Genomic DNA, 9,998 nt, shown 5'->3' with positions numbered 1-9,998 from the left:
AGCGACGTTCGCGATATCGATTGGTGGCTTGGCGGTGTTGCTGGAGGTTTTGGGCGTTCTGTTGTGTTGCGCGCAGGGCGCATCCGCCACTGGCGCGGGACTGATCCCGCACCGGCAGTGTCAAAACCGAGCGTGTTTCGACTAAAGCACAAATTGTGCGATGCGGCAATTCACCCTGGGGCGCGGGTTTTGCCCTGCTTACACGCGCACGGAACTGTGAGCGCGCGCGCTCACAGGCGATTTTGTAAGCCAATGATCCCGATGGAAAAATTCTCGATTCGTCGGGCAATTAGTAACGTAAGAAACCATCGCGCGATGACAAACGTCCCTGCCGCACATTCGCCGGCGCGCTAGACTGCGCCACTCGCAAGCCCTTTCGCCCCTTTGGCACTCATGACCTCTCCCTCCGCTCCTGTTTCGGGCGCGCGTCGTGCTGCGCTCGTCTTCATCTTCATCACCGTGCTGATCGACGTGCTGTCGTTCGGCCTGATCATTCCGGTGCTGCCGCACCTGATCGAAGGCTTCGTCGGCGGCGACACCGCCAAGGCGGCCTACTGGGTCGGCTTGTTCGCCACGGTGTTCGCGCTGATCCAGTTCGTGTTCTCGCCGATCCAGGGCAGCCTGTCGGACCGCTACGGCCGGCGCCCGGTGATCCTGATCTCCTGCCTCGGCCTGGGCCTGGACTTCATCCTCATGGCGGTGGCCAACACCCTGCCGCTGCTGCTGATCGGCCGCATCATCTCCGGCATCACCGCGGCCAGCTTCACCACCGCCAACGCCTACGTCGCCGACGTCACCCCGCCGGAACAGCGCGCCAAGAGCTTCGGCCTGATCGGCGCGGCGTTCGGCGTGGGCTTCGTGATCGGCCCGGTGCTGGGCAGCCAGCTCGGCGCGATCGACATGCGCCTGCCGTTCTGGTTCGCCGCCGGCCTGGCCCTGCTGAACTTCATGTACGGCTGGTTCGTGCTGCCCGAATCGTTGCCGCCGGAAAAGCGCACCGCGCGTTTCGACTGGGCCCATGCCAATCCGTTCGGCTCGCTGATGCTGCTCAAGCGTTATCCGCAGGTGTTCGGCCTGGCCGCGGTGGTGTTCATCGCCAACATGGCCCACTACGTCTACCCGAGCATCTTCGTGCTGTTCGCCGGCTATCAATACCAGTGGGGCCTGGACAAGGTCGGCTGGGTGCTGGCGGTGGTCGGCGTGTTCAACATCATCGTCAACGTCGCCCTGATCGGCCGCATGGTCGCCTGGCTCGGCGAGCGCCGCACCTTGTTGTTCGGCCTGGCCTGCGGGGTGATCGGCTTCATCGTCTACGGCAGCGCCGACACCGGCACGATCTTCCTGCTCGGCCTGCCGATCAGCGCCCTGTGGGCGATGGCGGCGCCGGCGACCCAGGCCCTGGTCACCCGCCAGGTCGGCGCTCACGAGCAGGGCCGCATCCAGGGCGCACTGATGAGCTTGGTCAGCCTGGCCGGCGTGGTCGGGCCGGCGATCTTCGCCAGCAGCTTCGGTTATTTCATCGGCAAGTCCGCGCCGATCCACCTGCCGGGTGCGCCGTGGTACATCGCCGCGGCGCTGCTCGGCATCGGCCTGCTGATCGCCTGGCGCTACGCGCGGGTGCCGGCGCCGGCGCCGGCCGGGGCCGATGCGGTCGCCTGAACCAATGACACTGGTGGCACGGCGGCGCTTGGGCGAACGTCGCCTGCGACATCCCCACAGGAGCATCGCATGCGTTTGTTCACAGGCTTTGCCGTTCTGACCATTGCCGCGATGCTCGGCGCCTGCAGCGGCGTCGAGTACCGCGACACCAACGCCGCGGTCGATGCGCGCCCGGAATGCGCGAGCGGCCCGTTGCGTCCCGGCGAGAGCCCGCCGGCCTGGTGCGAGCGCAAGCTCGAAGCGAAGTGGGAGTCGCAGGGCGCATCGGAAAAGGTCGACTTCAAGAAAAAGGACGACGAGCGCTGAACCGCGCGTCCTCATAGCGTGCCCTCGCGCCGCGGCGTCTTGGCGCGGCCTTGACGGCCGGCCCCGTATTGCTGGGGCATGAGCGAGCGCGCACCGTCCGCAGCCGTCAATCGCCGCGCCGCACGCGCGGCCGGCCTGCGCTACGTCAACGACGACGAGCCCGGCATCGAGCGCCGACGTGCCGGGCGCGGCTTCGCCTATCGCGATGCGCGCGGCCGCGCGGTACGGGCGGCGAAAACTCTTGCCCGTATCCGCGCACTGGCGATTCCGCCGGCCTATACCGAGGTCTGGATCTGCAGCGACGCGCGCGGCCACATCCAGGCCACCGGCCGCGATGCGCGCGGCCGCAAGCAATACCGCTATCACACGCAATGGCGGCAACGCCGCGACGAGGGCAAGTTCGAGCGCGTGGTCGCTTTCGGGCGCGCGCTGCCGGCACTGCGCCGCTGCGTGCGCCGCGACCTGAAGTTGCCTGGTTTCCCGCGCGACAAGGTGCTCGCGATCGTGGTGGCGGTGATGGCCGAGACCCTGCTGCGCATCGGCAACCACGAGTACGCGCGTAGCAATCGCTCGTTCGGCCTGACCACCCTGCACAACCGGCACGTCGAGTTCCTGCGCGACGGCCGCGCGCGCTTTCGCTTTCGCGGCAAGAGCGGCTCGATCCAGGAGGTCGAACTCGACAACGCCAAGCTGACCCGGTTGGTGCGGCGCTGCCAGCAACTGCCGGGGCAGGCCCTGTTCCAGTACCGCGACGACGACGGCCGCGTGCAGCCGGTCGATTCCGGCGCGGTCAACGATTATTTACAACGCGCCATGGGCAGCGACTTCAGCGCCAAGGATTTCCGCACCTGGGGCGGCACCCTGGCGGCGTTCCGGCGCCTGGCCGCAGTGCCCCTGCCCGCACCCGCGCGCGCGCGCGGCGGCGAACCGAGCGAACGCGCATTGGCAACGGTGCAGAATGCGGTGATCGGCGAAGTCGCGCAGGCCTTGCGCAACACACCGTCGGTCTGTCGCAAGGCCTACATCGACCCGGCCGTATTCGCCGGCTGGCGCGAAGGCCGGCTGGCACGCTATGCCGACGGTGCCCGCGGTGAATTGCAGTGGGAGCGTGCGGCGTTGCGATTCCTGAAGCAGGCGCGGAGGGGCTGATGTGTAGCGATCGCCGCTCCTACAGGGGCCAGATGGCGACGCAACCAAGGGGTAGGAGCGTCGCGAGCCGCGACCGCAAACCTGCGGCCGGCGACGTTCGCAAGGGCGACTGCGTGGTCGCGGCTTACGCCGCTCCTACAGGTGCAGATCGCGGCGCAAGCAAAGGGTAGGAGCGGCGCGAGCCGCGACCGCGAATCTGCGGCCGGCGGCGTTCGCACGGGCGACTGCGTGGTCGCGGCTTACGCCACTTCTACAGGTGCAGATCGCGGCGCAAGCAAAGGGTAGGAGCGGCGCGAGCCGCGACCGCAAACCTGCGGCCGGTGGCGTTCGCACGGGCGACTGCGTGGTCGCGGCTCGCGCCGCTCCTACCCAAAGGCGGTTGACGCCGCGACTGGAAGCCGGCGGCATCGTAAGAGCTCAAGGCGCCATCTGCTCGAGCTCGGCCTGCGGCAGCGGCAACAACGCCCAGAACGGCACCCGCGATTTCGCCCAATCCTGTGCTGCGTCGTTGAGGATCTCGACCAGGGTCGCGGCATCCTCGCCATGCTCGGCCTGCCAGGGGCCGGCGTGTTCGATCAGCAGCAGATAACCCGGCGCCGGCCACCACGACAGGTCGTTGACGCAGTCGTTCAGCGCGTCCCAGTTGTGGCCGAACCAGGCCGGGAAACGCAGACCCGCGGCGATGCGCGTCAGCGCGTCGTGCTTGTCCGCGCAGCCGGCGAAATCGACACGGGCGACCGCGAATTCGAGTTCGGCGGCGGCATCGGCCAGTGCGCGCGCATCGCGTGCATCGATGAAATAAGCGCCGGCCTGGGCCGGGTCGGCGAGCAATTCGCGCGGATCGATCGAACCGCTCATCGCGCGCCTCCGTCGGCCCGCAGGTCGAAGCGGGTAAAGCTGCGGTAGTGATCGCCGGTGTAGTAATACTCCGACGGCGGATCGCCGCCGGTGACGATGCGACGCGCGCCGCGGTCGTCGGAGCGCGGTGTCTCGACCGTGTATTCGCGGTAATAGCCGCGCGGCTGGCGCGGCAGGCGTTGTTCGCGGTTCTGGAACACCGCGCCGTCCTGGCGATGTTCGAACGGGCCGCCGGCGGCGATACGGCGCAGCGTCTCGTGCGCTTCCGCCGGCAGCGCGATCGAAGCGATCGGCAGGGTTTCGTGGTGGCCGCGCCCGCTGTCTTCGGGTGCGGCCGGCTGCGATTGCACCACCGGTGCGTGCGAGGGAGCGGCGGGTTGCGGCGCCTGCATGCCGCGTTGGCTCCAGACCCACAGGCCGATCAGGGCGACGGCGGCGATCAGCCAGAGATTACGGCGCATCGGGTGTTCCTCGCGAATAACGCCGGCAGTTTAGGCCATGAGAGGTGGCTGCGCTTGCAGCTTTCGATCCGCGCCGCCGCCGGTCCTAGCGACCGCATCGTCGCTGAATTATCCATCGCGCTCCGCCCCGTCGCGGCCCCTGCGACGGGGTCGTGTTCTCATAGTGGGGATCGAACGGCGCGCTCGATTCGGCGTCAACCGCGATCCGGGCGATCCACCACACACTCGCAAGGAGATGCATGCAATGGAGATGATCCGTGTTTCTTCCTCGGCCATCGAGGCGATCGGCTACGACCTTGCGACCGGGCTGCTGAGGATTCGCTTCGTCGAGGGCCAGGACTACGATTTTCACGGCGTGCCCGAGAGCGTGAACCTGGGCCTGATCGCGGCCACCTCGAAAGGCGGCTACTACCACGCCCACATCCGCGATCGTTACGCCAACTGAGTAACGCCGTCGCTCGCATGCCGGCGAACCGCGATTCGCCGGCATGCGATAACGCTTGGGATAGGCGTCGCTGCCGCGATCAACCGCAACCGATGTCGACGATGACGTTGTTCTCGTCGACGTGCACGTTGACCCGGCCGTTCAGGTACTCCTTGGTGATCATCTGGCCGGGCTTGAGCACACGCACGGTGTGGCCGCCGGCGCTGACCTTGGCCTGTTCGACGGTGGCCGCATCGGCGGTCTTGCCGATCAGGCCGGCCTTGGCGGCCGCGGCGTTGCAGGTCGGGCGCGACGGCAGCGGCGAGGGCTCGCCCGGGGCGATGCTGCTGGCGTCCTGGGCACTGGCCGGTTCGGCCGTGGCGCTCGGCATTTCATCGGCGGGGCGGGGGCCGGCGCAGGCGGCCATCGCCAGCGGCAGCGACACGGCGAGTAGCGCGCCGGACAGCAGGCGGTGCAGGGGTTGGGAGAAAGCGGCCCGGTTCGACATGGCGAGGTCCTTCGCTGGATGCGCGCGCGGCGCGGTGGCCCGAGCCTGCCCCGGCGCAGCTGTGCCCAGGGTTAACGCCGGCCGCGGATGCTGCGATCCGCGACCGGGCGCACAGGCCTCAGCCGCAGCGCAGGCCGGTGATGGCGCCGCGTTCGTTGACGTCGATGTTGAGGCGGTCCTGTTGGAAGTCCATCGTCGCGGCCATGCCCGGAGTCAGCACACGCACGTTGCGGCTGCCGGTTTCGACGCGGGCGCGCTCGACCACGTCGGCGTTCGGAGCGCGGCCGATCGCCCAGCGCGCGGCTTCGGCGTTGCAGGTGGACGGGCTGATGTTGGTCGGCGGGATCGGCGTGGCGCAAGCGGCCAGGGCAGCGGTCAGGACCGCGCCGGAAACGAGCGAACGGAATCCGAGGAGGCGATCAGTGGTGTGCAGGGACATGGCGAGGCTCCGGACGTGGTCGCGGGCAGAGTGCGACCGGCGACGTGTGCGGCGTATGAAGGCCGCGGGCCGCGCAGTGTAGCCGGGGCTTTCGCACTCCGGATGACTCAACCGGGCGCTATGCGCGGCGGCAATCGCAGGCTTTGGGCTGGGACGGCACTCCGCGCGGACCTGCCTCGTTCACAAGCCGTGATCGCGTTCGTGTAGATCGCTGCGTCACCGTCGACCGTGCGACGGCGTTGTCTCGCATGCGCCCGCAGCTCAAACCGGCACGGCCGCCTGCGCCTCGACCAGTTTGAGCATCAACTGCGCCAAGGTCACCACATCCTGATGGTTGTGCGCGGCGACGCGGTGCAACAAAGCCGAACTGCCGCCGCGCAGGAAGTGCAGCCACGCGGCCGGCGCCTGCGAGCCGGGCAGGTCGTCCTCGCGCACGATCCGCAACAGCTCGCGTTCGATGGTCGCGAGCTTGCAGTTTTCCCACACGCCGCGATACAGGCGCCGGGTCGGGAACAACAGGTCGACATGGTCGAGCCCGGCCAGCGGGTTGGCGATGCGTGCGAGCCGGTAACGCGTGGTCAGCAGGGGCGCGTCGTAACAACGGCCGTTGTAGCTCGACAGCACCGTCTCCGGGGTCAGCCACTGGGCGAATGCGCGCAGCATCGCCGGCTCGGCGGCGAGGGTGGCGATGGTGAGCTGGCGAATGCGCAGGCCGTCGCCGTGCACCGCATCGCGATGCCAGTCGGCCGCGCCGATCATGAAAGCGCGGGTGCCGGTGCCGCCGGCCAGGCCGGTGGTCTCGGTATCGAAGAACAGCAGCCGGCGCGGGTCGAGCGACTCGTCGAAGCGTTTGGCGAAAGCCAGCGACAGCGAGGCCTGCGGCACCGGCAAGCGCAGGTGGACTTCGGTGAAGAACAGGCCGGGTGAAATCTCGTTGCCTGGGACCGAGCGGTCTACGACGCTCGCCATCGCTGCGGGGCGCGCTATGGGTGTGGCTACTTGGGGCGATGACGATCCCGGCTTGCGTTCGCGTTGTGCGATCAGCCGGCGCAGAGCGTCGAGGTCGGGGCGCGCAGAGCGAATCTTCGGGAGCCCGTCTTTTCCAAACAGGGGCGTACCGGCGTCGGTGTGCGCAGAGCAAATCTCCCCCAACCCCTCTTTTTCAAAGAGGGGAGCGCTGGCGTCGGAGCGGGGAGGGCGAAGCGCTTCGGTCGCACTCTCCCTTTCTTCAGGAGAGGAGGTGCCGGTGTCGGGACGCGCAGAGCAAATCTCCCCCAACCCCTCTTTTTCAAAGAGGGGAGTGCTGGCGTCGGAGCGGGGAGGATGAAATTCTTCCGGGCGGCTTGTCGTGTTGATAACGGGGCGAGTACTGAGGTCGGAGTGGCTGGGGCGAATTGCTCCCAGCGTCTTTCCCTCATGAGGTGAGGCATCGGTCGAGGGCGTAGAGGGGAGCGTGCTGTCGAAGCGCGAACCCGGCAGCGTCGCAAGTTCCGAAGCCCGGACAACCGCATCGTTGGCCTCCCGCGAAGCGCCCCGCCTCCCCTCTTTGGAAAAGAGGGGTTGGGGGAGATTTGCTTTCCCTGCCGGCGCCATCGCCCCTTCATTTGCGACCGCCCGCCCCGCCTGCCGCTGCAACAAGCGCAGCTTGGCGATGTCGACGCTCATGCGTCCTCGCCTTCGCCGAGCAAACTCAGCACCCGGCGCGCCAGCGATTTCGGCGTGTTCTCGCTGCGGGTTTCGTCGACGGCCAGGATCGGGCCGACGCAGGCCGGGCAGCCGGCGCGGCAATCGCAGCGTTCGATCAGTTCGCGCGCACGCGTCACCAGTTCGGCCTGGCGCAGCCACAGCGGTTCGCTTAGCCCGACGCCGCCCGGGAAGTTGTCGTAGAGGTACACCGTCGGCACGAACTGCTGCACCTCGAGCGAGGCCATCGCGGCGCCCGGCACCAGTTCGTGGCCGTCGCCGCGTAGCTGCCCGCGCCCGCCGGCGTCCTGGGTCGCGAACCAGGCGCCGTCGCCGTTGCCGACCGATTTCTGCAGGTCGCGCGCATCGGCCATCACCGCGACGGTGGCGACCACGTGCAGGGCATGGGCGGCGCCGAGAAAACCGTCCAGCGCGTCCTGTTTCGATTCGAACCGCGACAGCAGCACGCCCTGCGGCAGCTGCCACCACACCGCGGTGGTATGCAGCTCCTGGTCGGGCAGGTTGACCGGGCCGTAGCCGATGTTCTCGTGGGTGTAGTAGCGGATCTTCTTATAGCCGGCGACGCGCCGCACCACATGTACTTCGCCGTGGTGGCTGTCGCCGAGCCCGGCCTCGCCGCCGTCGAAGCGGTCCAGCACCTTGAGCTTGGTGTAGTCGATCGAGTCGGTGTAGTAGTCGACGTGGGTGCGGGTGACATAGGCCTTGCGGCCTTCCCAGTCGAGGCGTTCGACCTGGTAGGGCAGCGATTGGATCATGTGGATCGCGCCTTCGTACAAGGTCAGCGCGGCCGCCGAATAGTCGACTTCGGCAATGATCGCCTGGCGGCCGTCGCTGCGGTCGACCACGACGAAGTTGCCGTCGGCGACCGAGCGCAGGCTGACCGCATTGGCCGGATAGCTGTCGGCGATCCACTCCCAGCGTTCGCCTTCGCGATGGACCACGCCGGTCTCGGCCAGCGCCTGCAAGTACACCTCCGGATCGATCGGGCCGAACGATTCGCCGTGCTGGAACGGCAGCTCGAAGGCGGCGCAGCGGATGTGGTCGAACAGGATCAGCGGCTGGTCCGGGGCGATGCGCGCATGCTCGGGCGGAGCGTCGGCGAAGAAGTCCGGGTGGCGGACCACGTATTGATCGAGCGGCTGCGAATTGGCCACCAGCACGCCGAGCGAAGGCTGTTGGCGGCGCCCGGCGCGGCCGAAGCGCTGCCAGGTCGCCGCGACCGAGCCCGGATAACCGTTGAGCACGACCACGTCGAGGCTGCCGATGTCGACGCCGAGCTCCAGCGCCGAGGTCGAGACGATGCCGTCGATGCGGCCGTCGCGCATCGCGCGCTCGGCCTCGCGCCGCTCGCTCGGCAGATAGCCGCCCCGGTAGGCGCGGATGCGCGCCGGCTTGCGCGGGTCGTGGTCGAACACGTCCTTGAGGTATTTGGTCAGCACCTCGACCATCAGCCGGGTCTGGGCGAACACCAGGGTCTTGAGCCCGGCCTTGATCGCGATGCGGGCGATGCGGTTGCTCTGCGAACGCGCCGAGGCGCGCAGGCCGAGATCGGGATTGACCACCGGCGGGTTCCACAGCAGCACGTGCTTGTCGCCGGTCGGCGCGCCGGAGTCGAGGATCGCGCGCACCGGTTGCTCGATCAGCGCCTGTGCGTGCGCCTGCGGGTTGCCGATGGTCGCCGAGCACAGGATGAACTGCGGGGTCACGCCATAGAACGCGCAGATCCGCTTGAGCCGGCGCAGCACGTCGGCGACGTGGCTGCCGAACACGCCGCGGTAGGTGTGGATCTCGTCGATCACGACATAGCGCAGATTCTCGAAGAACTGCGCCCACTTGGTGTGATGCGGCAGGATCGCCTGGTGCAGCATGTCCGGGTTGGAGACGACGATGTCGCCGTGCAGACGGATCGCCTGGCGCGCATCGCCGGGGGTGTCGCCGTCGAAGGTGAAGGCCTTGACCCCGAGTTCGCCGGCGCGGTTGAGCTCCAGCAGTTCGGCGACCTGGTCCTGGGCCAGCGCCTTGGTCGGAAACAGGTACAGCGCCTTGGCGCCCTCGGTCATCGCCGCGGCCACCACCGGCAGGGTGTAGCACAGCGATTTGCCGGACGCGGTCGGCGTCACCACGGCGACGTGTTCGCCGGCCTGGGCCGCCTCCCAGGCCTCGGCCTGGTGGCTGTAGAGGCGGTCGATGCCGCGCGCGCGCAGCGCCGTCTTGAGCGGCTCCGGCAAGGCCTCCGGCAGCGGCGCATAGCGGCCCTCGCGGCCGGGCAGGGTGAAACGGCCGGTGATGCGGCCGCGGTAGCGGCGCTGCAGGCGGTCGGCGAGCGCGCCGCCGTGGCGGGCGTCGATGGCTTCGTCGGCCTGGGCCAGCGCGCGCTGCGCGGCCGCGGCGGGGACGAGGTCGCGATGGGGCGGATCGATCAAGGCGGACATATCGAGGCGGGCGACGGCTGCAGGGGCGGAGCCTCGTTGTACGTCGGTACGGTCTCAG

At 68.6% G+C, this 9,998-nt stretch carries 10 protein-coding genes; 4 read left to right on the top strand and 6 right to left on the bottom strand.

Going from position 1 to position 9,998, the window contains the following annotated elements; translation table 11 throughout:
- The first annotated feature begins 393 nt into the window (after nt 1-393).
- The 3 genes from ACTOWK_RS21270 to ACTOWK_RS21260 all read left to right on the top strand — a co-directional run bounded on the left by ACTOWK_RS21270 (nt 394) and on the right by ACTOWK_RS21260 (nt 3,114).
- Entirely contained in the window at nt 394-1,659 is a 1,266-nt protein-coding gene (locus ACTOWK_RS21270; RefSeq protein ID WP_441332086.1) for a TCR/Tet family MFS transporter, read from the top strand.
- 69 nt (nt 1,660-1,728) lie between these two features.
- A complete protein-coding gene (locus ACTOWK_RS21265; RefSeq protein WP_441332085.1) occupies nt 1,729-1,965 on the top strand; it encodes a hypothetical protein in 237 nt (78 codons plus the stop codon).
- 78 nt (nt 1,966-2,043) lie between these two features.
- Nucleotides 2,044-3,114, top strand: a complete 1,071-nt coding sequence (locus ACTOWK_RS21260; protein ID WP_441332084.1) for a DNA topoisomerase IB — start codon at nt 2,044-2,046, stop codon at nt 3,112-3,114.
- A gap of 417 nt (nt 3,115-3,531) precedes the next feature.
- Here ACTOWK_RS21260 and ACTOWK_RS21255 read toward each other — a convergent pair whose 3' ends face one another.
- Together ACTOWK_RS21255 and ACTOWK_RS21250 are read right to left on the bottom strand one after the other, a co-directional pair.
- On the bottom strand, nt 3,532-3,972 hold the full coding sequence (locus ACTOWK_RS21255) for a barstar family protein (RefSeq protein WP_441332083.1): 441 nt from the start codon (nt 3,970-3,972) through the stop codon (nt 3,532-3,534).
- Nucleotides 3,969-4,433, bottom strand: coding sequence for a ribonuclease domain-containing protein (locus ACTOWK_RS21250; RefSeq protein ID WP_441332082.1), 465 nt, complete (start codon nt 4,431-4,433; stop codon nt 3,969-3,971). Before ACTOWK_RS21250 ends, ACTOWK_RS21255 begins: the two co-directional genes overlap by 4 nt.
- Before the next feature lie 244 nt (nt 4,434-4,677).
- On the opposite strand from ACTOWK_RS21250, the gene ACTOWK_RS21245 reads away from it, so the two are divergent.
- Nucleotides 4,678-4,878 (top strand): KTSC domain-containing protein, encoded by a 201-nt coding sequence (locus ACTOWK_RS21245; protein WP_441332081.1) that lies wholly within the window; start codon nt 4,678-4,680, stop codon nt 4,876-4,878.
- Between the two features lie 79 nt (nt 4,879-4,957).
- On the opposite strand, the gene ACTOWK_RS21240 is transcribed toward ACTOWK_RS21245, so the two are convergent.
- From ACTOWK_RS21240 to ACTOWK_RS21225, 4 genes are all read right to left on the bottom strand, one after another.
- Complete coding sequence (locus ACTOWK_RS21240; RefSeq protein WP_441332080.1) at nt 4,958-5,365, bottom strand: I78 family peptidase inhibitor; 408 nt, start codon at nt 5,363-5,365, stop codon at nt 4,958-4,960.
- Between the two features lie 118 nt (nt 5,366-5,483).
- The gene (locus ACTOWK_RS21235; protein WP_441332079.1) at nt 5,484-5,804 is read right to left on the bottom strand and encodes an I78 family peptidase inhibitor; all 321 of its coding nucleotides are present in this window, start codon (nt 5,802-5,804) and stop codon (nt 5,484-5,486) included.
- A 261-nt stretch (nt 5,805-6,065) separates the two neighbouring features.
- Nucleotides 6,066-7,469: a ribonuclease H-like domain-containing protein gene (locus ACTOWK_RS21230; RefSeq protein WP_441332078.1), complete on the bottom strand. Its 1,404-nt coding sequence runs from the start codon at nt 7,467-7,469 to the stop codon at nt 6,066-6,068.
- Nucleotides 7,466-9,877 carry a DEAD/DEAH box helicase gene (locus ACTOWK_RS21225; RefSeq protein WP_441332097.1) on the bottom strand — a complete coding sequence of 804 codons (2,412 nt, stop codon included), beginning with the start codon at nt 9,875-9,877 and terminating at the stop codon, nt 7,466-7,468. The genes ACTOWK_RS21230 and ACTOWK_RS21225 overlap by 4 nt, the downstream gene beginning before the upstream one ends.
- Nucleotides 9,878-9,998: the final 121 nt, after the last annotated feature.

Source organism: Lysobacter sp. CA196, assembly GCF_052078695.1.
Classification (GTDB): Bacteria; Pseudomonadota; Gammaproteobacteria; order Xanthomonadales; family Xanthomonadaceae; genus Lysobacter.
Note: the sequence above shows the minus strand (reverse complement) of the source record. Positions and strands in the feature narration are given on the sequence as shown.

Coding starts and splice junctions, on each gene's coding strand:
- ACTOWK_RS21270 (WP_441332086.1), top strand. CDS start 394: ATGACCTCTCCCTCCGCTCCTGTTTCGGGCGCGCGTCGTGCTGCGCTC.
- ACTOWK_RS21265 (WP_441332085.1), top strand. CDS start 1,729: ATGCGTTTGTTCACAGGCTTTGCCGTTCTGACCATTGCCGCGATGCTC.
- ACTOWK_RS21260 (WP_441332084.1), top strand. CDS start 2,044: ATGAGCGAGCGCGCACCGTCCGCAGCCGTCAATCGCCGCGCCGCACGC.
- ACTOWK_RS21255 (WP_441332083.1), bottom strand. CDS start 3,972: ATGAGCGGTTCGATCGATCCGCGCGAATTGCTCGCCGACCCGGCCCAG.
- ACTOWK_RS21250 (WP_441332082.1), bottom strand. CDS start 4,433: ATGCGCCGTAATCTCTGGCTGATCGCCGCCGTCGCCCTGATCGGCCTG.
- ACTOWK_RS21245 (WP_441332081.1), top strand. CDS start 4,678: ATGGAGATGATCCGTGTTTCTTCCTCGGCCATCGAGGCGATCGGCTAC.
- ACTOWK_RS21240 (WP_441332080.1), bottom strand. CDS start 5,365: ATGTCGAACCGGGCCGCTTTCTCCCAACCCCTGCACCGCCTGCTGTCC.
- ACTOWK_RS21235 (WP_441332079.1), bottom strand. CDS start 5,804: ATGTCCCTGCACACCACTGATCGCCTCCTCGGATTCCGTTCGCTCGTT.
- ACTOWK_RS21230 (WP_441332078.1), bottom strand. CDS start 7,469: ATGAGCGTCGACATCGCCAAGCTGCGCTTGTTGCAGCGGCAGGCGGGG.